The sequence below is a fragment of the Desulfobotulus alkaliphilus genome (genome assembly GCF_007830435.1).
GTDB lineage: Bacteria > Desulfobacterota > Desulfobacteria > Desulfobacterales > ASO4-4 > Desulfobotulus > Desulfobotulus alkaliphilus.
Map to the genome: position 1 here is coordinate 53,265 of NZ_VLLC01000019.1, position 19,671 is coordinate 72,935.

Consider the following 19,671-nt stretch of genomic DNA (forward strand, 5'->3'; position numbering starts at 1 on the left):
GTATTAAAGACTTTCCGCCTGAAGAGCCTTAAAACTGAAGGTCAGCCTGTCCTGCTTCACACCAATGGAAACCGTGCCGCCGGATGCCAGATCGCCAAAAAGCAGGGCATCGGCCAGCCTGTCCTTGACTTCCGTCTGGATCAGACGGTCAAGGGGCCTTGCACCGAATTTAGGATCATAGCCTTTTCTGGCAAGCCACTGGCGGGCTTTGGCACTGAGCCTCAAAGACACCCTGCGTTCTGCCAGTTGCGTACGCAAAAGCCCCATGAACTTTTCCACCACCTGCTCCATCACCTTCTGGTCCAGGGGAAGAAAGGTCAGGGTATCATCCAGACGGTTTCTGAACTCCGGAGAAAACATACGGTTAACAGCCGCTTTTCCCTTGTCTGCATCATCTCTGGCTGAAGCACCAAAACCGATGGAAGCCGTGGCCATTTCCCTGGCACCCACGTTGGATGTCATAATCAGCACCACATTTCTGAAGTCCGCCTGCTTGCCGTTGTTATCCGTAAGCCTTGCATAATCCATGACCTGCAGCAGAATATTGAAAACATCGGGATGGGCCTTTTCAATTTCATCCAGAAGAAGAACCGCATGGGGATGTTTGCGTATCTCGTCGGTCAAAAGGCCGCCCTGCTCAAAACCCACATAGCCGGGGGGTGCTCCGATCAGACGGGAAACCGCATGTTTTTCCATATACTCACTCATGTCATAGCGCACAAAGTGAATACCCATGACAGAAGCCAGCTGCCTTGCCACCTCTGTTTTGCCCACCCCCGTAGGGCCTGTGAATAAAAAAGACCCCACGGGTTTTTCAGGATTCCCAAGGCCGGAACGGGAACGTTTGATGGCCGTGACAAGGGCTGATATGGCAGTGTCCTGTCCGAATACCACATCCTTCAGACGATCTTCCAGCCGTCCGAGCCGTTTTTTATCGGAACCGGAAACACTTCTGGCCGGGATTCTAGCCATACGGGATACCACACCCTCCACATCCTTTTCCGTAATGACCGGCCTGGCTGACGGGCTTTCGGATCGTTTAAGGGCATACATGGCCCCTGCTTCATCCATCACATCAATGGCTTTGTCCGGCAGAAAGCGATCATTCAGGTAGCGTGCGGAAAGCTTGACAGCCGCTTCTATGGCCTCCGGTGCATAGGTGATTTCATGGTGTTTTTCATAACGGTCCTTAAGCCCCTCAAGGATTTTGATGCAGGCTTCTTCGTCGGGTTCTGCGATCTCAATTTTTTCAAAACGCCTTGAAAGCGCCCTGTCCTTTTGAAAATGATTCTTGAATTCCTCATAGGTTGTGGAACCGATGCACCGGAATTCCCCTGAACCAAGGGAAGGTTTCAGAAGATTGGAGGCATCCATGGAACCGGAACTGGTGGCCCCTGCACCCACAATGGTATGAATCTCATCAATAAAAAGAATGGCATTCCTGTGCTTTTTTAAAGCCTCTATGACCTTTTTCAGGCGCAGCTCAAAATCCCCCCGGAATTTGGTTCCCGCCAGCAGGGCACCCATATCCAGGGAAAAAATCCGACATTCCTTCAGGGAAAAAGGCACTTCACCTTTATAAATTCTCTGGGCCAGACCTTCGGCAAGGGCGGTTTTGCCCACCCCCGGATCCCCCACAAAAATCGGATTGTTTTTCCTTCTTCTGCAAAGCACCTGCAGGGTCCGCTCCAGCTCAGCATTTCTTCCCACCAGAGGATCCATGCGACCTGAAGCCGCATGTTCCACAAGGTCAAGGGTATAACTGCCAAGGGGATCTTCCTTTGCCCCTTCTGCCTCAGCCGTTTTCTGATCAGGACTGACATCCGGAGTATTTTTCTCCATACCGTGGGAAATGTAGGTCAGCACCTCCAGACGGGTAATGCCCTCCCTCTCCAGATAAAAGGCCGCATGGGAATCCTTTTCCTGAAAAATGGAGGCAAGAATGTCACCGACACTGACCTTGTTTTTTTCCGCACTCCGGGCATGATTGACAGCCCTTTGTATCATACGCTGAAAACCAACGGTCTGCTGCAGCACATAGTCCGTATCATCGGGAAGACTTTCCATACGCTCCCGGAAAAAGGTCTCCAGCCGTTTTTTAAGTTTCCGGATATCCCCGCCGCAGGCTTCCAGAATTTCAATCCCTTCGGTATCGTGAAGAATGGCAAAAAGTACATGTTCCACACAGACATATTCGTGGCGGCGTTTCTTTGCTTCACGTACGGCAAAACCCAAAGTGGCACTTAACTCTTTGCTGATCATGATTCCTTCTCCATCGTCGTTCTCAGGGGAAATCCATGGGCCCTGGCATGGAGGGTCACGGCCTCAACCTTGCTTTCCGCTATTTCATGGGGATAGACACCACAAAGCCCCACACCCTTCCGATGGACACTCAGCATGATATCCGTTGCTTCTTCCAGTGTCTTGTGGAAAATTGCAACGAGAACCTCAACCACAAAATCCATGGTGGTATAATCATCATTGTGCAGCAGCACTTTATAAAGGGGGGGATGGTCTTTTTCATGCTCTTCCCCAAGAAGTTCTTCCAGAGACTCTTCAAATTCCGTATGCATCCCACCCATTGGTTTTCTGCTCCTCAATGCCATGACAGACTAAAAAAACTTTTTTCAAAATTTACAAAAACAGACTATCTTATTAAAAACCTTTTGTAATTATTCAGCAGCTTCGTACTGTTGCAAGGCTCCGTGGCTATTTGCAAGTGACATTGCAATCGTTTCGGATCAGAGCTTTGCAGGCCTGTGCGAAAGAAGCGGCAAACTGTCTGAGCCGCCACAAAGGCAGCGTGCTGAAGCCTGCCATGGTAATCAAAAAGCTTATCCTGCCTGTGGCGGGGAGTTTTTGCCGCTTCCGCACAGGACAAGAAGCTCCCGAATAAGATTGCGTCACGGGCAAATAGCCTGGGGCCTGTGTATATGTCTTGCAGCTATGGTACTTGGAAAACTGTGCTGAACAGCAACCCACGCCGTGTTGCGGCGTTTTGTCATAAAGTAACTTTTGAAGTTACTCAGAAGTTACAACCTTTTACGGTATCCACAGGTACAGTTAAAAATCCCGGATCTGTTTCCGGGATCTTTTTAGACTAAGCCTTTATGGAACAAGGTCAAGGGCAAGATCAAAGACGCATTCTTTATTCACTAATTTTTAAGGCGTATTTTTAACCGCAGCATTTTTTGTATTTTTTCCCACTGCCGCAGGGACAGAGATCATTGCGCCCGACCTTGGCTTCTTTCCGGCGCAGCGGCTCCTTGCTGTCATCATCCTTACCATGGGAAAAAACAAGTTTTTCCTGCTTTGGTTCCGGCAGGGGCTCCAGTTCCGTTTCACGGCGGATCTGGACACGGAACAAAATGCCTGTCACCTCATTCTTGATCCGCTGAATCATATCCTGAAACATGGCAAAGCCCTCTTTTTTATACATGATCAGAGGGTTCTGCTGGGCATACCCCCGCAGGCCGATGCCATCCTTAAGATGATCCATGCTGAGGAGGTGGTTTTTCCATTGGGAATCCACGGTCTGGAGAACAATGAAACGCTCCAGCTGGCGCATTTCCTCTGCGCCCACAAGGGCCTCCTTGGCCTCATAAAACCTGAAAGCAGCATCCTTGATAATTTCTGCCAGTTTTTCCTGGGGTATATGCTCCGTCTCTTCAAATTCTTCAGGCTTTTCAATGGTAAAGAAAAAACGACGTCCAACGGCCTCCACAACATCCTCCCATACAAGCGGCGCATGAACAGGATCATAGCGGAAGGAATAAGCCGTATCTTCAGCCACTTCCTCTATCATTTCAGAGATGAAATCCTTCAGGGACCCGCTGGTCAGGGCCTCCCTGCGCTGACGGTAAATCACCTCGCGCTGCTGGTTCATCACGTCATCATACTCAAGGATATGCTTGCGGATATCAAAGTTATGGCCTTCAACCTTTTTCTGGGAATTTTCAATGGCTCTGGAAATAAGACGGTGCTCAATGGGCTCGCCTTCCTCAAGTCCCAGCCTGTCCATAATCTTTCCGATGCGTTCACCACCGAAAATACGCAAAAGATCGTCTTCAAGACTCAGATAGAAGCGGGAAGACCCCGGATCGCCCTGACGACCCGAACGACCCCGGAGCTGATTGTCTATGCGCCTGGATTCATGACGCTCCGTACCAAGGATGTGCAGGCCGCCAAGCTCCCTGACCCCTTCTCCCAGAACAATATCCGTTCCCCTGCCTGCCATGTTGGTAGCAATGGTCACCCTGCCCTTCTGACCGGCCTGGGCCACAATTTCAGCTTCCTTCTGATGTTGTTTGGCATTCAGCACCTCATGGGGAATCCCTTTTTTTGTAAGAAGCCTGCTCAGATATTCTGAAATATCTATGTTAATGGTTCCCACGAGAACAGGCTGTCCTTTTTTATGCAGGGTGTCAATTTCTTCAACAATGGCCTGAAATTTTTCTTTTTTTGTTTTGTAGATCATGTCCGCATGATCCATACGGATCATGGGTTTATGGGTAGGAACGGAGAGAACACCAAGACCATAAATCTTACTAAATTCAGCAGCTTCTGTCTCCGCCGTACCTGTCATGCCAGCAAGTTTATTATACATACGAAAATAATTCTGGAAGGTAATTGATGCCAGCGTCTGGTTTTCATTTTCAATGGGTACCCCTTCCTTGGCCTCCAATGCCTGATGCAGCCCCTCACTGTACCTTCTGCCCGGCATGAGCCGCCCGGTAAACTCATCCACAATGATGACCTTACCCTCCTGAACAATATAATCCGCATCCCGCTTGAAAAGGGCATAAGCCTTCAGAGCCTGATTCACATGGTGCAGAACCTCAATATTGGCAGGCTCATAAATATTGGGCGTTTTCAGCAGTTCCTCAACCCTTGCAACCCCCTCCTCCGTCAGATTCACGCTGCGGGCCTTTTCATCAACCAGATAATCCCTCTCCACCTTCAGGGCTGGCATGATCATATTCACAGAATAGTAAAGATCCGTAGATTTTTCAGCAGGTCCGGAAATAATCAGTGGGGTTCTTGCCTCATCAATGAGAATACTGTCCACCTCATCCACAATGGCAAAATTAAGCTCCCGCTGGGCCAGCATCTCTCGGTGGAATTTCATATTATCGCGGAGATAGTCAAAACCAAATTCATTGTTGGTGCCATAGGTGATATCCGCAGCGTAGGCTTCCCTGCGCTGGGCATCATCCATACCATGCACCACAATACCTACGGAGAGACCGAGGAAGGCATAGAGTTTACCCATCCATTCCGCGTCTCTGCGGGCCAGATAATCATTCACCGTAACAATATGCACACCCTTGCCTGTTATGGCATTCAGGTAGGCCGCAAGGGTTGACATCAGCGTCTTCCCTTCACCCGTCTTCATTTCTGCGATACTGCCTTCATGCAGGGCAACGGCACCGATCAGCTGGCAGTCAAAATGGCGCATTTCCAGAACCCTGCGGGAAGCTTCACGGACGGTGGCAAAGGCCTCGGGCAGAAGAGATTCAAGGGATTCTCCTGCAGCAAATCGCTCCCGGTAAACATCCGTTTTTGCTGCCAGCACAGAATCATCAAGGCTTTCCATTTCCGGCTCAAGGGCATTAACAGCATCCACATAACCTTGTATACGGCGCAACTCCCTTTGATTCATGCTTCCAAATATCCGGGTCAATATACGTGCAATCATAGGACCTTCCTGATTCTCAGATAAAAAACGTCACTCCTGTCAGAGGAATAAAACAGACAGGATCCCTAAAAATAATGACGAAAAAATGCGGATCAACAGAGTTTGTGCCGAATAAAAAAGTGACCCCTCTCCGGGGTGCATGCAGAAACTTTTTTAAAAAACAAAAAAACCGGGGACCACAGCAAGCTGCCCGGTTTCATTTTCACAGGATCGGTCTTTGTTTAATACAGAAAAATTCCCATTTCAGGACAAGAAGAAAACAACCCAAAAAAAACTCCTGTTCTGGCAAAAAATAAACACGCATATCCGGCAGCATCAGCCCAAAACGACCATCTGCCGTGGTATTCAATCCAGAATATATTTAGCCGGATTCACAGGTACACCATTCAGCCGGACCTCATAATGCACATGGGGCCCCGTACTCCTGCCCGTATTACCCATCTCTCCAATAACTTCTCCTCTGGACACCCTTTGCCCGGATTTTACCAGAGCCTTATTCAGATGACCATAACGGGTAACAAGGCCATGTCCATGATCAATATTCACCACAATCCCAATGGCTCCCCTGTCTCCTGCAAAACTGACAACTCCCTCTGCCGTTGCCAGAACAGGGGTACCTATACGATTGGCTATGTCCAGCCCGCTGTGGAACTCACGCCTTCCCGTAAAAGGTGAGGTCCTGTATCCAAAACGGGAAGTTACCCATCCATCCGCAGGACGGATGGCTGGTGTCACGGCCAGAAGATTCCGCTGATCTTCAAGGGATTCAAGAAGAGCCTCAAATCCATCAATACGCCCAAGGGAATCCCTGTCCAGATACACCACGCGATCATGCATTTCCCGGATCAGGCTGGCATGATTCTCCGAAAGATCCAGTCGCATATCCAGATCTTCCACAGGTGTACCGCCCAATCCAAAAATCCCGTCATTTTCCTCTCTGGCTTCCATATTGGCGATGGTTCTGATTTTCTGCTCAAACTCAGAGAGTGTCAGAATTCTGTTTTTTAAAAGATTCAGTTCCTTTGCAAAAAGCTGAATCTGATCCCTCTGCATCAGCAGTTGTTCTTCGTTCAGGGCCAGCTCTGACTCAAGAAAGGAAACCTCCGATGCACGGCTTAAAAGACGGCTGTAGTCAAAAAAAACCCAAGAAAACGCAGCAAAAAAAGATAAAAGCAATAGAAAAAAACCATAGACCATACCCTTATAAAAGGTAAGCTCACGAATCTTTGTTCCCGAGTGACTCATGATATAAAAGGTTATTTTCTGATTCATGCCTACATCTCCCTGGTCTGAGGCAGATCGGGTGGGACCCTGTCTATCCATACGCAGCATCCACCACCGAATAATAATTACTACCCATACTAATTTTTAACATATGAAAAAAAACTGTCAAGGAACAACTCATGCCGACAACGAAAGCCCTACCCCATAAAAAAACTGCGGACAGGGCACAGACGTTTTGACCGGAGGCATAAAATGAACTTTATTATTGCGGCAGCATCACAAGGTCCTGAGCTCCATAGCCTTCAGTGTATTTTTCATCAGCATTGCGATGGTCATGGGGCCAACACCGCCCGGAACAGGTGTAATCCACCCGGCCACCCCAAGGGCGGCATCATAGTCCACATCTCCCCGGAGAACAGCCACGGTCTTTCCAGTTTTTTCGCTGACACGCTCCCCCACCCTGTTCACGCCCACATCAATAACACAGGCTCCGGGCTTGATCCACTCAGGATGGACAAGGTTCGGCACCCCTGCCGCTACAATCAGGACATCCGCCCGCCTGCAATGGGAAGCCAGATCCTTTGTTCCCGTATGCACGACAGTAACCGTTGCGTTGGCTGCCCTTCCTTTCTGGAGAAGAAGATTGGCAATGGGTTTACCCACAATGTTGGATCTTCCCACCACCACCACCTCGGCACCGGCTACGGGAACCCCTGCCCGGACAAGCATCTCCTGAATACCCGCAGGTGTACAGGGAATAAAGGGGGCTGAGCTGCCTTCCAGCATAAGCCGCCCCACATTAACAGGATGGAAGGCGTCCACATCCTTTGCAGGATCAATGGCATCAATAACCCTCGATTCATCAATATGCTTTGGCAGGGGAAGCTGAACCAGAATACCGTCAATGGTATCATCTCTGTTGTACTGTTCAATCAATGCCAGAAGATCCGCCTCGCTGACATCTTCCGCGATATTTTCCTGCACCTCTTTAAATCCCACCCTGTGCGCTGTCTTTATTTTCAAGGAAACGTAGGAAAGGGAAGCAGGATTTTCTCCCACAAGAATGGTGACAAGCCCGGGAGGACGTCCTGTTTTTTCCTTGAGTGTTTTTACGCCTTCTGCCACTTCATCCAGAATGGTTTCCCGCAGTTCTGTCCCGCGTATAATTTCTGCTGCCATAAGAGTCTTCCTCTGATTATTTTTTCGTTGTCAAAAAGACCATCAACTGCCCAAGTTAAATTCTTAAGCACAGTTTTCCAAGTATCATACCTGCCAGACAAATGCACAGGTACCAGACTATTTGCCTGTGACGCAATCCGGCACTCAAGCTGAAAAACTCAAGCCCATTACGGGAGAAAAAATGCTTCAAGGATCTTGAGTGCCGGAATCCAAAACGATCGCAAAGTCACTTGCAAATAGCCAAGGTGTCTTGCTGCAGTACGAAACTCCTGCAATTGCAGTATTGGAATTTCAGAATCAACTTTGCCGAACAGTTACGTCCACGTTTTTATTCGGAGGCAGCTCCCGGATCGGCCACCCGGACAGAAACCAGTGTGACAAGGGGCGCAAGGACCAGCGAGGTCAGCATGCCTATGGTTCCGGCCTCCGGCGATGAACTGACACCGGTGAAATAGAGACCAAGACAGGTGCCAAGGCCGCCAAAACCGGAAACCATGGCAGCAAGACGGGTGGTTTTTTCATAAAAAAGCCCCCAGATAAAGGGCCCAAGAAAGGCCGACCCTATGGCTCCCCAGGATATCCCAAGGATCATGATAATGGAAGATGGCCTAGCATAGGCCAGCAGAACAGAAAGAAGAATAAAAAAGAAGCTGGCATAACGCATCAGCACCGTCAACTGCAGGTCGGAAACGTCTTTTCTGACAAAACCCGCATAGAAATCCTTAACCATGGCGGAACTGGAAATAAGAACCAGTGCCGCAAGGGTGGACATGGATGCCGAAAGCACCAGCAGGAGAATCAGCACAGAAAGGGAAGCTGGAACCACATTGGCCAGAAGTTCGGGCATCAGGGCATCAAAAATCGGAAGACCATCCCTGAAGGCACCGGGCGTGGCCTCAGGGGAAAGAAAGAGCCGTGTTGTTGACCCGATAAAGTAAGCAACCCCGCTGATCATCAGGGCAAAAATTGTTGAGGCAAAGGTTCCTATGCGTATGGCACGGTCATCCCGGATGGCATAAAATTTTTGAACAAGCTGGGGCATGGCAAAGGGCGCCACACTGGTTAAAAAGACAAGGCAGAAAAGGGGCCACCACCCCGGCGGTCCTACAAAGGCACCCAGATCCGGATTGATGGCCTGTAAATCCGCAATGATATTCATCATCCCCCCGCCCTTGTGCAGGGTGAATCCCGTAAGCACCAGAACGCCACAGACCATGATCATACCGAAAAAAACATCCACAAGGGCCATGGACCGGTATCCGCCAAGGATCATATAAATGGCGGTGACACTGCCCATAATGGCCAGGGCAAGGCCGTAGTCCATTCCGAAGTTTGACCTGAAAAGATAGGAAAGCCCCATAAAAACAGCACTGGTATAGGGAATAAAGAAAACAAAAATAGCAATGGATGCAAAAAGTTTCAGGCCGGGACTGTTATAGCGCTTGTCAAAGAACTCCGCCATGGTCTGCACATCATAGGCAACGGACATCTTCTTGATGGCCCTTCCCATGATCATCCATACACCCAAAACCCCCACCAGCGCGTTGCCAAAGGCAATCCATAAGCCGGAAATCCCGAAATTCCAACCCACACTTCCGGCAAAACCAATAAACAGGACAGCAGAAAAGTAAGCCGTTGCATAGGTAAAGGCACTCATCCAGGGGCCGATATTACCGCCACCCAGAAAAAAATCCGCAAAGGAGCGTGTCTTCCGTAAGCCAGCAAGGCCCGCCCACAGGATCACCGCAAAATACAAAGCCACCACAAGGGTTTTAATGAGCATCACACATCCTTTTTTTTATCAGGCCACACCATTGACCGGATTCAGTTTTTTAGCTGTGATTGTTCAGCATACTCTTCCAGGGCACCTGCCTGCCATGCAGATGCACAGAGACCCAGACTGTTCGCCCGTGACCCAATCGAAAACCATTGCAACCGCACCTGCAAACTGTCAAAGCGCCTTGGCGCAGCAGCAAAACTGCAATTACAGCATTGGAATTACAAAACAAACAACACCGATACTTTATTTTAAACCCGGAGAGCGATAAACCAGCCCACTTTATACACAGACTGAAAGACCCGCCTGTACGGCCTTAAATAACAGGGGGAAGGATATCCAGCCCCAGAGTTTCCTCCAGCTTCCACATAATATTCATGTTCTGAACCGCCTGCCCTGAAGCGCCCTTTACAAGGTTATCTATGGCAGAAACCAGAATGAGAACTCCCGTTTCCGGATCCAGACGCAGGCCGATATCACAATAATTTGTACCCCGAACAAAGGAGAGATCCGGGAAACGGTTTTCGGGCAGGATCCGGACAAAGGGCCTGCCGTCATAGGCCTCTTCAAGGCACTGCCTGATTTCTGCTTCTGTCCTGTCTTCTTTCAGTTTCAGGTAACTTGTTGCCAGCATTCCCCGTATGGTGGGCACAAGATGGGGCACAAAGGTAACCCCCGGTTTCTGACCGGCAATGCCTTCAATCACCGAAGCAATCTCTGGACGGTGCCTGTGGGCCCCTACTTTATAGGCCTTAAAACCCTGTGCGATTTCACAATAATGGGTTGCCAGGGAAACACCCCTGCCTGCACCGCTGACACCGGACTTGGCATCACAGACCACATGGGAAAGATCCACCCATTGCTTCTCAACCAGCGGAAGCAAGGGAAGCAGAATACAGGTGGGATAGCAGCCGGGATTCCCCACCAGTCTGGCTGCCGAGATATCCTCCTTAAAAAACTCACTCAATCCATATACGGATTCCCCGCACAGATCCGGTGCCCTGTGGGTTTCATAAAAAGCCTCATACTCCCTGGGATCCGAAAAACGAAAATCCGCAGAAAGATCCACCACACGGCACCCGCCCTCCAGAAGCTCAGGCACCATATTCATGGGCAACTGATGGGGCAGAGCCATAAAAACCAGATCCGCCTCTGCCACAATTTTTTCTGCATCGTAGGCTTCCAGTGGCAGATCCATACGATTATAAAATGATGGAAAAACATCTGAAAAAAGCTTTCCCGCATACTGTCGGGAAGTCAGTGTGGTCATCCTTGCCAGAGGATGGCTGCTGAGAATGCGTACCAGTTCCGCACCGGCATATCCTGTAGCACCGATAACAGCAACGCGGATCATAAAGCCCCCCATGACGGGTCTGCCCGTCAAAAAATCCATTTTTTTGAACCTTAGCAAATAAAGATAAAATGTCCGAAACGCGTGGTATTTATCAGAGCCCCCTTTTCTTGGCAAGGGCAAGGACTTTTTTTTCATGGAGCAAGTGCGCAAATTCACAGATGAAATATCGGAATTAAAAGGCTGTCTGACCTGAAAAAACATGCATAGACAAGGTAGATGGAAACCAGAAAACCGCCTGTTGCACCGCAATATTTTTTCTTGACAAAAAACCCGGCAGGCAGCATATTGGTTTCAAACAATCAGTAACACCAACCCTAATCCTAAAAGGAGCCACCATGAAAACACTTGAACCCACCAAATTTGTTCAGCAGATCCTTGATTTCCAGAAAACCGCCTTTGACAATACCTTCAATGCCATGATCATGGTTCAGGGGCAGACAGAAAAAATGACTGAAACCTTCCTCACCAAAAACAGCATGATTCCCGAAGAGGGACAGAAAATGCTTCAGGAGTGGATGCTGGCTTTCAAAAAAGGGCAGGAAGACTTCAAAAAAACCATGGATGAAAATTTCAAAAAGTTCGAATCCTTTGTCTCAGAAACCGCAGGAAAAGCAGATAAAAGTGCTGGAAAAGCAGCCAAGTAAACCTTAGCAGACCTGCGAATGCGGCAGACATATCTCTTCAGTTATCACAGAGCCTCAATTTTAACTTCCCGGGATCTTTAATTATGATGTCGCTGGTTAAAATTGGGGCTTGCAGCAAGTTGAATGGCACCATCTTTTTCCCTGATTTCCTACTCCACAATTTTCAGTGAAAGGCATTGCATCCCTATGGATCAGAAAGAGTTCACAAAATCCATCCTTAACTACAATAAAGCCGCCTTTGACCAATTCATCACATCCTCAACGATGGCCCAGGAACAGATGGAAAAACTGGCGGAGATGCTCCTTCTTCAGGAAAATACACCGGAAGAGGGCAAAAAAATGATTAACGAGTGGCTGGAAAATGTACGGCAGGCCAGAAAAGACATTCAGGAATCCCTTAACAACTCTTACCGTCAGATGGAAACCTATATTCTTTCCCTTATCCCCTGAAAATATTCCCATACTTTTTAAGGATAAGCATGGCGGGTCTGTCTTAGGGATATCCCACGGAAAACGGATGGATTCGCCAGCAGAATCATGCAACATCATACCTAAATAAGGATTCTTCCATGAGCGCTGCAGATAACAGACAAAGCACAGGATGGTTTCAGTTTCCTGGCTTTGATATTGCAAGCTTCATCACCCCCGGTGTATCCTTCAATCCCCTGCAGGACTGGCTGAAGGGTCAACAGCCCATGGATACTTCTTCCATATGGCCGAATCCCTCCCTGATGCCGGATTTTAACAAAGCAGGCATGGAGTGGTATACCCTTGCCACGGAACAGGTACAGACCGTCTTTGAGGAATACTGGAAACTCATGGGGCTGGTTCCTAAAAATGAATATGACCGCCTCCTTGAACAGTACAAAGCCATCAAGCAAAAAATAGAGGAAGAGCAGAAAAAAAATAAGCAGAATGAGCAGACCAGCTCCAGGCTCAAAGAAGCCGAAGAAGCCCTCAGGGCCGCAGAAACACAGATAAAAACACTGGAAAAAACAGAAAAAGCTCTCAAAGCAGCAGAAGCCCAGATAAAAAATCTGGAAGAGGATTTGAAGAAAAAAGTACAGCCGGAAGAAAAAAAGGAAGCCGCAAAAACCCAGACGGCCAAATCCTGAAACACTGAAACAGCAAATTCTGTACGGCCAGCTCCACAGGTCCTTTCCGCAGAAGGGACTTAAAAATATTTTTATCTTCTATAATGCCAGAGAAAACATCAAAGCCGGATGACATTGATTAAAATCTGAAAGGAGTGGCCTCCCTGCCCTCCTTTCGCCAATCAGGCCCTGTAAACCCGCACATTGATCAGACCTTTTTTTGAACATGCCATGCCCCGGCCTGATTCACAGGTTTCCATGCATCAGCCTGTTTTTTCCCGAAAAATGCCGAGCAGAGCCTCCGCCAGAATAAGATCCTCGGGGCTTGTCACCTTCAGATTGGTCCGGCTTCCGGGAACAAAAACCACAGCATGTCCCATGGCCGCAACAAGGCCCGCATCATCCGTACCCGCCCACCCTCTGTCCAGAGCCGTTTCATGGGCCTTGCGCAGGATATCACTTCGAAAAATCTGGGGCGTCTGTACAGCAAACACCCCCTGACGATCCATCATTTCCACATCACCAGAGGGAAGTTGCCTTCGAAGGGTATCCACCACCTCAATGACCAGCGTTGCTGCGCCATGATTCCGGGCGGCATCCAGCGTATCTGAAATCTGCCGAAGCTCCAGAAAAGGACGTACGGCATCATGCACCAGTATAAACTCAACAGAAGTATCCACACCAGCCAGTCCGGAATATACAGAAGCCTGACGGGTGACACCTCCCGCTGCAAGGAGGGGTTCCCTTCGGAGCTTCAGATCCGGCAGAATGTGATCCCGCACATAGCCCCTGTCTTCAGGGGGGACCACCAGCACAATACTTTCCACTTCAGGGCTCTGATCAAGGGTCCGCAGGCTGTGACCCATGAGGGGAATGCCACCAAGGGAAAGGTACTGCTTACGCCTGTCTGCATCCATACGGATACCTGAGCCTCCGGCCACCACCACAGCAGCCAGCCCGCCCTCTGCTTCAGCCACACTGCCCCCTTTCGCCGAATATGGAAGCGTTTTTCTTTAAGGAGAATCAAACAATTCCGGGGCGGCAGTCCCTCAAAGCCGGAAAACAGACCTTTTATACTCCGCACGGTCATTTTTGATACACGGGCCAGTCTTAAAACGATGTTGAAAAACTCCTGAACAGCAGCCTGCACCGTATTGCTGCGTTTTGTAGATGCGCCATCCTGGCGCATTCTTTAAAGCGGCTGGAAGCCGCTTCTACTATTACAGTGACCTATGCAGTACATCGTACGCCTGAAATTTTCAAATGTTTCAAGGCTGACCGTTTGGAGTATATGAATCTGATTACCACTGTCTTTCTGCCATACGAACCTTAATCATGGAATTTATATGACCAGATTTTACGCCTGCTTGCTTAGCACCCGTAAAGGGTGCCCCTGCAAAAAACAGGGCCGTAAAAACCATTCGCAGGGGGCCTGCCCGCATTAAAGCCAGCAACCATGGGCCTGACAACAATCGGACCAGCAAGCTGTGGCTGAGTCAGGGTAGTCGTCAGATTTATGAATACAGCAGCCGGGCTTGTTCAACGCAGGTAGACCAGCTCCTTCGGCAGGGGAATGCCCTTGCCCATGCTGTCTTCCCCGTAATTGACACTGGCAAGAACCTGAATATCCTTTAAAGCCCGGACATCCCCTTTGAAACAGACTTCCTGTATGGCTTCTTTTTGTATTTTGCCACCCGCCCATTGGATATCCAGCACACTGGATGCATCAAAAACCGCATCTCCAACACAGAGGTCCACCCGGCCACCGTAATGCTGCACAATTTTGGCAACCATCAGGCTGGGGCGACTGTGAAAGCCAAGCTTTACCGGAATACCCACCGTGATACTCCCCTGCTCCACATACTCATTCAAAAGCTCTTTAGCCAGTTGGGTTCCTGAGCCAAGATAATGATTCACATAGAAAAGGGCATAATTCACGGTTCTGTCCAGAAGAATTTCCGGATCCACATAATCACAGAGAATTTCCTGAACTTTTTTATAAGAATCCTTAAATCCACGTACCCGGAGATGGCGCTCATAGTAGTGCAGCAGACGACTGACAATCTGAAGCAGATGGAAGGACACGGAAAAATGAGAACGCAACTGCTTCAGTCTCCGGTTTCCAAAGCGATACCCGCCATGGATCACATAGGTATCAAAGGAGGACTGAAGGTTGTGCACCAGAACCTGAAAGCGGCGGATTTCCGCCTCATTCACCTTGGCCGGAACCAGCTCCAGCATTTCCGCATAGGGATAGGGTTCATAAAAACCAAACTGATCAAAATCCTTTGCCGTTGCAATGAGCTCACTGGCAATCTTTACAATATAGTGGCCCTGAAAAGGAACCGCATCTTCATCATCATCGATATTGTGTTCCAGCACTTCCGAGGTAATGACACCTGGAAAATCCTGAGGCTCAAAGGCCGAAGACGGAAGCGGGATCCCAAGGGCTGCGGCTTCTTCCAGAATAACGGGAGCCACGCGGATAAGAACACTGTTCAGAAATTCCAGTGTCTTCTCCCCTTCCTTACGGAATACTTCAACATCCTCCAGGCCATAGTATTCCAGCCGGTTCAGAATATGCTGCTGCGCATAGCACCCCAGACTGATATGCCGCACCGTGGCTGCCAGCTCCCTGTAAAAATACCAGCCCCGATTATTTTTTGCCCCATGAAAATCCAGAAAATCTTCCAGCAGGTGGGAAGTGGAAATCAGCTTGGAGTACATGCGCTTGGTAAAATAATGCCGTGGCTCCAGAAAGCGGGTGATATAGACACAGCACTTCAGATAGTCTTCTGAATAAATTTTTACTTTTTCAGAAAAAGTTATCTTGCAGGTAAGCTCTTCCACATGGCCCCCATTGGTGCGGACTTCGGTTCAGTTAAAAAAAATTCCCCTGCCAGCAAACACAACCGCCAGGACCACAGAAAAAAGGATCACTGGCGGTTATAATGCAAACGGTCAGAGTAAGCCGTAAGCCGAATTCTGTTCCCTGCCCCGGTTACCCGAAAACAGAGTGACGACCATTCATCTAGGACCGCCGTTACCGACGGTCTCAAGCGACCTACCCGGAAGCAGGGCGGGCCACCCTTACGCTTCCCTATTTGGTCTTGCACCGGATGGGGTTTACCCAGCTGCTCCGGTCGCCCGGAACACTGGTGCGCTCTTACCGCACCCTTTCACCCTTACCTTCTGCCTGCAGCAGAAGGCGGTCTGCTCTCTGTTGCACTTGCCTTCGCATCACTGCGACTCCACGTTATGGAGCATCCTGCCCTGTGGTGTTCGGACTTTCCTCCCGGATACTTTATCGTATCCCGGCGATCGTCTGGCATACTCTCACCGCCTGCCCGAATAATATAAGCTTCTTTTCCATAAAAGTCCATCATGGAAAAACCTCAGCCCAGAGCCTTGACAAGGATACTCAGGCACCATTCCAGTAGACAATACGGTTACAGCGGGGGCAGTGACGGATTTCATTGCACCTTTGAAGCTCAATACAGAACTGGGGGGGCAGGGTCATGAAACACCCCTTGCAGATGCTGCCGCTGACACAGGCGACACCGACACCTCCCCCCAGACTGACCGCCTTTTCAAAACGTTTCAGCAGGCGAAGGGAAGCCTTTTGCCCAAGCGTCCTGTGTTCCTCTTCAAGCTTGGCAAGGGCGGCGACTTCTCTGGAGCAGGACGCCATCAGCTCAGCCTTCTGCTCTTCCACACGCCGGGCCTCCGCATCCACCCTCGCCTGAATATCTGTAAGCTCCGCTTCCATGGCACTGATCTGATCGATCAGAGACACCATGGTCTCCTGCATACGCCCATTGGTTTTACGGTTATCATCCATTTCCCGCAGGAGCACCTGATAATCCCTGTTATTGGTAACGGTACGCAGCGTCTGCTCACTTTTTTTCAGGCGTTCTTCATTATACCGGAGATCGTCTTCAAAACCTCTATACTGCTTACGCAAGCTGGCCAGAACTTCACTTTTTTCATCAAGTACCGAACGTTCACGGTCAAGAACCTCTTCCAGCCGGGATTGCTGCTGCTCAACATCCTGAATGGTCACCCGCAGCTCACTGGCGCGGGTCTCCGTCTCCTGGAGACGAATCAGAATATCCAGTTCTTCTCTCACCGATGGATTCATAACGGATCCGTCCTCTGGGCCGGTAGTAAAAAAAGTCTGTGATCAGCCCATTCCCACAGACAAACCATTATCATCATCTGCCCTGCATCCGGGCAGCACACCCCGCATGACAATATTATAAAACGGAAAAAGGATCCTTCTGGGAGGCCAGAGGCACAAGGGAAATCTTCTCTCCTTTTTCCCCAAGAACGCTCCGAAGCCGTTCAAGCATCAGATCCACCATGATCCGTTCCGTACCAAAGTGCCCCGCATCCACCAGACAAAGCCCGTGATCCAGAGCATCCATGGCTTCATGGTATTTCAGATCTCCGGTCAGCAGAACATCCGCCCCCCGTGCCAGGGCATCATGCATCATGCCCCCCCCGCTCCCCGTACACAGCGCAACACATCGGACAGGCGTTTCAGGATTTCCAACCATCCGGACATATTCAAGGCCAAGATCCTTTTTCACCTTTTCTGAAAAAGCCGAAAGTGTCATGGAGGCAGAAAGAAACCCCATCCTCCCCAAACCCGCCCCGGTTTCCCTTTCACCGGCAGGTACAGCATCCATCTGTGCATCCGGACAGAGGCTTCTGATCTTTGCCTGAACACCGGAAACCTTATTTCCACGGATACGGCAGCGTGCAATGCAGCTTCCGCCCTCATCCTTCATTCCATCCCACCACGAAATATCCCGCCCTCCTCCGGCAAGCACTTCATGGACCCTTGGCTGCAGGAAGACAGGAACCTTTAAATGCAAAACGCAGTCGCTTCCCCTGATACCCTGTCCCAGTACATGAATATCCCCAAGCCCTATATGGCTGGCCAAAGCATCGTTCAGTCCACCTGCAACACTGTCAAGATTTGTGTGGGCCGCGTAAATACTCAGACCATTTCGTATGGCTGTGTCAATCACACGACCCAGCGGCGTATCAAGGACCAGATTTTTTAAAGGACGGAAAAAAAGCGGGTGATGGACCACAAGAAAATCCACATCTTTTTCAACGGCCTCGGATACAGTCCCGAAGGTGGCATCCAGAGCCACTCCGATACGCCGGACAGGCTGACGGCGGTCTCCTACCTGAAGGCCGGATGCATCCCAGGATTCTGCAAGGTCCAAAGGTGCGACAGAAGCCACAAGGGCCATGCAATCCCCTACGCTGAGCGACATTTAAAAACCTCCCTTAAAATGAAAAGGGCGATGCAGGTATTCCCCGCATCGCCCTTTTTTATGTGCTTTTTCTCCTTTAGTCAGCGCACATTGTAATCCTGCCGGTATGACTGTTGCCGGAAAGCTGAAATCCGGACTCCCTCCGCAGATCCCCGCATTCATACGCCTGTAACAACTGCACATTTTAAACAGAGAAAAAAGCTTATTTTTCAAAACAAAGCACCTGAAAAAATCTGTGAAACAGATCTGAATGATTTTTCAATGGGTGTTTCTTTAAAAACAAAGGCCACCTTTATTCTGTTCTTCCTGTGATAAAATCACCTGAGGCCCTGTTACCAACTCAGACTGTCGCCCCATTTCCAGAAAAACAATCTGCACACCTTATGCAGAAAAAAATATACAGACCGATCTGCCATTTGTCCAGATATCATTTGGAGCTGGAAAAAAGTGCTCCCCCTTCATACCTTTTATTTTGTTCACCTTGTCCTTGTTTTCATCATTTACGGCTGTTAAGATTTTTGCTGCTATCTGACCATTCGGAGAATGGACACCATGATTTCCCACAATCACAATTTCAAGAACATTTTTCTGGATTTCCTCAAAATATTCCCCTGCAATAATCACAGGAATGGTATTGTTTTTTTCTGGCTTCATCTTTTTGTAAGTTATCAGCTATTCCGTGACATTACCCAAAAATGTAAAGGAGAAAGATCATGAAAAAAATTAAAATGCTGCTGCTCAATGCTCTTTTGGCTTCTGTCCTGATTTTTATGACAGCACCGGCTTCCCATGGTGCAATGGGCACCTACATTGACTGTATCCATGGCTGCCCCAATCTGACTGCCTGTACCAACTGCTGCAATCAGGTTTTCAGCTCCGTTCTAAGCAGATGCAATGCCAACCGGGATCAATGTGAAGCCCTCTGCCCTCCGGGCAACATGGATTGCCTGAATGAATGCATGATTGCCAGATCCGGTTGTCTTATGCAAGAAAGGCGGAATTTCGACTGCCCGCACTGGGGAAAAAATGGCCGTAATCTGGGTATCGGCAGCGGAGCTGGCGTCTCCGTCTTTAGCACTGTAACTCCTTCGGCCTCTGTTGCCTCTGAATGCAGGTTTTGTCATGAAGATGACCGGTAGATGTCAAGCCCATGAAGACGGGGACTTTGCAGACTGTAGCTGATGCAAACGTCTGACGAAGGCCTCCCATGGGCAGAGAAGGGATCTTTCTGCGGGGTCAAAACCTTGCAAATGTAAAGAAGTAAAAAATGGCAAATAACCAAAGTATTCCAGTATCGCTTTCTTATCCTGATTGTGGTGTAACTGTTCTGCACAGTTTTCCAAAACTATACCTGCCAGACAGATGCACAGGCCCCAGGCTATTTGCCCGTGACGCAATCCGGCACTCAAG

Annotated in this window: 18 protein-coding genes and 1 other RNA gene; 5 read left to right on the plus strand and 14 right to left on the minus strand. The window is 49.2% G+C overall.

The window, feature by feature from the left end; genetic code table 11:
• Positions 1–3: 3 nt before the first annotated feature.
• The 6 genes from clpA to LZ24_RS11820 form a co-directional block, all read right to left on the minus strand.
• Complete coding sequence (clpA, locus tag LZ24_RS11795; protein ID WP_144685506.1) at positions 4–2,262, minus strand: ATP-dependent Clp protease ATP-binding subunit ClpA; 2,259 nt, start codon at positions 2,260–2,262, stop codon at positions 4–6.
• A complete protein-coding gene (gene clpS, locus LZ24_RS11800; RefSeq protein ID WP_144685507.1) occupies positions 2,259–2,582 on the minus strand; it encodes an ATP-dependent Clp protease adapter ClpS in 324 nt (107 codons plus the stop codon). Before clpS ends, clpA begins: the two co-directional genes overlap by 4 nt.
• A 593-nt stretch (positions 2,583–3,175) precedes the next feature.
• Positions 3,176–5,698 carry a preprotein translocase subunit SecA gene (gene secA / locus LZ24_RS11805; RefSeq protein WP_144685508.1) on the minus strand — a complete coding sequence of 841 codons (2,523 nt, stop codon included), beginning with the start codon at positions 5,696–5,698 and terminating at the stop codon, positions 3,176–3,178.
• Between the two features lie 345 nt (positions 5,699–6,043).
• Positions 6,044–6,970 (minus strand): M23 family metallopeptidase, encoded by a 927-nt coding sequence (locus tag LZ24_RS11810; protein WP_222427622.1) that lies wholly within the window; start codon positions 6,968–6,970, stop codon positions 6,044–6,046.
• Between the two features lie 228 nt (positions 6,971–7,198).
• The gene (folD, locus tag LZ24_RS11815) at positions 7,199–8,101 is read right to left on the minus strand and encodes a bifunctional methylenetetrahydrofolate dehydrogenase/methenyltetrahydrofolate cyclohydrolase FolD (RefSeq protein ID WP_144685509.1); all 903 of its coding nucleotides are present in this window, start codon (positions 8,099–8,101) and stop codon (positions 7,199–7,201) included.
• 328 nt (positions 8,102–8,429) lie between these two features.
• The gene (locus LZ24_RS11820; RefSeq protein WP_144685510.1) at positions 8,430–9,884 is read right to left on the minus strand and encodes a sodium:solute symporter family protein; all 1,455 of its coding nucleotides are present in this window, start codon (positions 9,882–9,884) and stop codon (positions 8,430–8,432) included.
• Between LZ24_RS11820 and LZ24_RS17630 the strand changes: the two genes are divergently transcribed.
• Complete coding sequence (locus LZ24_RS17630) at positions 9,877–10,149, plus strand: hypothetical protein (RefSeq protein ID WP_222427623.1); 273 nt, start codon at positions 9,877–9,879, stop codon at positions 10,147–10,149. The genes LZ24_RS11820 and LZ24_RS17630 overlap by 8 nt on opposite strands.
• A gap of 45 nt (positions 10,150–10,194) precedes the next feature.
• On the opposite strand, the gene argC is transcribed toward LZ24_RS17630, so the two are convergent.
• Positions 10,195–11,271, minus strand: a complete 1,077-nt coding sequence (argC, locus tag LZ24_RS11825) for an N-acetyl-gamma-glutamyl-phosphate reductase (protein WP_246118592.1) — start codon at positions 11,269–11,271, stop codon at positions 10,195–10,197.
• Between the two features lie 296 nt (positions 11,272–11,567).
• On the opposite strand from argC, the gene LZ24_RS11830 reads away from it, so the two are divergent.
• From LZ24_RS11830 to LZ24_RS11840, 3 genes are all read left to right on the plus strand, one after another.
• A complete protein-coding gene (locus LZ24_RS11830; protein ID WP_144685511.1) occupies positions 11,568–11,876 on the plus strand; it encodes a hypothetical protein in 309 nt (102 codons plus the stop codon).
• Positions 11,877–11,999: 123 nt separating this feature from the next.
• Positions 12,000–12,326 (plus strand): hypothetical protein, encoded by a 327-nt coding sequence (locus LZ24_RS11835; RefSeq protein ID WP_144685512.1) that lies wholly within the window; start codon positions 12,000–12,002, stop codon positions 12,324–12,326.
• Positions 12,327–12,445: 119 nt separating this feature from the next.
• Positions 12,446–12,991, plus strand: a complete 546-nt coding sequence (locus LZ24_RS11840) for a hypothetical protein (RefSeq protein ID WP_144685513.1) — start codon at positions 12,446–12,448, stop codon at positions 12,989–12,991.
• A 242-nt stretch (positions 12,992–13,233) separates the two neighbouring features.
• Here the strand turns inward: LZ24_RS11840 and ispD are convergent, their stop codons facing one another.
• From ispD to LZ24_RS11870, 6 genes are all read right to left on the minus strand, one after another.
• Complete coding sequence (ispD, locus tag LZ24_RS11845; protein ID WP_144685514.1) at positions 13,234–13,947, minus strand: 2-C-methyl-D-erythritol 4-phosphate cytidylyltransferase; 714 nt, start codon at positions 13,945–13,947, stop codon at positions 13,234–13,236.
• 562 nt (positions 13,948–14,509) lie between these two features.
• Positions 14,510–15,820 carry an HPr family phosphocarrier protein gene (locus LZ24_RS11850; RefSeq protein WP_144685515.1) on the minus strand — a complete coding sequence of 437 codons (1,311 nt, stop codon included), beginning with the start codon at positions 15,818–15,820 and terminating at the stop codon, positions 14,510–14,512.
• Between the two features lie 109 nt (positions 15,821–15,929).
• An RNA gene (rnpB, locus tag LZ24_RS11855) (RNase P RNA component class A) lies at positions 15,930–16,307 on the minus strand.
• An 84-nt stretch (positions 16,308–16,391) separates the two neighbouring features.
• Positions 16,392–17,111: a zinc ribbon domain-containing protein gene (locus tag LZ24_RS11860; RefSeq protein ID WP_144685516.1), complete on the minus strand. Its 720-nt coding sequence runs from the start codon at positions 17,109–17,111 to the stop codon at positions 16,392–16,394.
• Between the two features lie 115 nt (positions 17,112–17,226).
• On the minus strand, positions 17,227–18,261 hold the full coding sequence (locus tag LZ24_RS11865) for a Nif3-like dinuclear metal center hexameric protein (protein WP_144685517.1): 1,035 nt from the start codon (positions 18,259–18,261) through the stop codon (positions 17,227–17,229).
• Positions 18,262–18,642: 381 nt separating this feature from the next.
• Complete coding sequence (locus LZ24_RS11870; protein WP_144685518.1) at positions 18,643–18,915, minus strand: hypothetical protein; 273 nt, start codon at positions 18,913–18,915, stop codon at positions 18,643–18,645.
• A gap of 59 nt (positions 18,916–18,974) precedes the next feature.
• Here LZ24_RS11870 and LZ24_RS11875 point away from each other — a divergent pair, with 59 nt between their 5' ends.
• Positions 18,975–19,400 (plus strand): hypothetical protein, encoded by a 426-nt coding sequence (locus LZ24_RS11875; protein ID WP_144685519.1) that lies wholly within the window; start codon positions 18,975–18,977, stop codon positions 19,398–19,400.
• A 3-nt stretch (positions 19,401–19,403) separates the two neighbouring features.
• Here the strand turns inward: LZ24_RS11875 and LZ24_RS17635 are convergent.
• A partial coding sequence (locus tag LZ24_RS17635; protein WP_222427624.1) for a hypothetical protein occupies positions 19,404–19,671 on the minus strand: 268 nt, incomplete at its 5' end.

Bases quoted from the DNA above. Each gene is read 5' to 3' on its own strand.
- LZ24_RS17630 (WP_222427623.1), top strand. From the start codon at position 9,877: ATGAGCATCACACATCCTTTTTTTTATCAGGCCACACCATTGACCGGA.
- LZ24_RS11875 (WP_144685519.1), top strand. From the start codon at position 18,975: ATGAAAAAAATTAAAATGCTGCTGCTCAATGCTCTTTTGGCTTCTGTC.
- clpA (WP_144685506.1), bottom strand. From the start codon at position 2,262: ATGATCAGCAAAGAGTTAAGTGCCACTTTGGGTTTTGCCGTACGTGAA.
- LZ24_RS11870 (WP_144685518.1), bottom strand. From the start codon at position 18,915: ATGAAGCCAGAAAAAAACAATACCATTCCTGTGATTATTGCAGGGGAA.
- LZ24_RS11835 (WP_144685512.1), top strand. From the start codon at position 12,000: ATGGCACCATCTTTTTCCCTGATTTCCTACTCCACAATTTTCAGTGAA.
- LZ24_RS11860 (WP_144685516.1), bottom strand. From the start codon at position 17,111: ATGAATCCATCGGTGAGAGAAGAACTGGATATTCTGATTCGTCTCCAG.
- LZ24_RS11810 (WP_222427622.1), bottom strand. From the start codon at position 6,970: ATGAATCAGAAAATAACCTTTTATATCATGAGTCACTCGGGAACAAAG.
- LZ24_RS11840 (WP_144685513.1), top strand. From the start codon at position 12,446: ATGAGCGCTGCAGATAACAGACAAAGCACAGGATGGTTTCAGTTTCCT.
- clpS (WP_144685507.1), bottom strand. From the start codon at position 2,582: ATGGGTGGGATGCATACGGAATTTGAAGAGTCTCTGGAAGAACTTCTT.
- argC (WP_246118592.1), bottom strand. From the start codon at position 11,271: ATGGATTTTTTGACGGGCAGACCCGTCATGGGGGGCTTTATGATCCGC.
- secA (WP_144685508.1), bottom strand. From the start codon at position 5,698: ATGATTGCACGTATATTGACCCGGATATTTGGAAGCATGAATCAAAGG.
- LZ24_RS11865 (WP_144685517.1), bottom strand. From the start codon at position 18,261: ATGTCGCTCAGCGTAGGGGATTGCATGGCCCTTGTGGCTTCTGTCGCA.
- LZ24_RS11830 (WP_144685511.1), top strand. From the start codon at position 11,568: ATGAAAACACTTGAACCCACCAAATTTGTTCAGCAGATCCTTGATTTC.
- LZ24_RS11820 (WP_144685510.1), bottom strand. From the start codon at position 9,884: ATGCTCATTAAAACCCTTGTGGTGGCTTTGTATTTTGCGGTGATCCTG.
- folD (WP_144685509.1), bottom strand. From the start codon at position 8,101: ATGGCAGCAGAAATTATACGCGGGACAGAACTGCGGGAAACCATTCTG.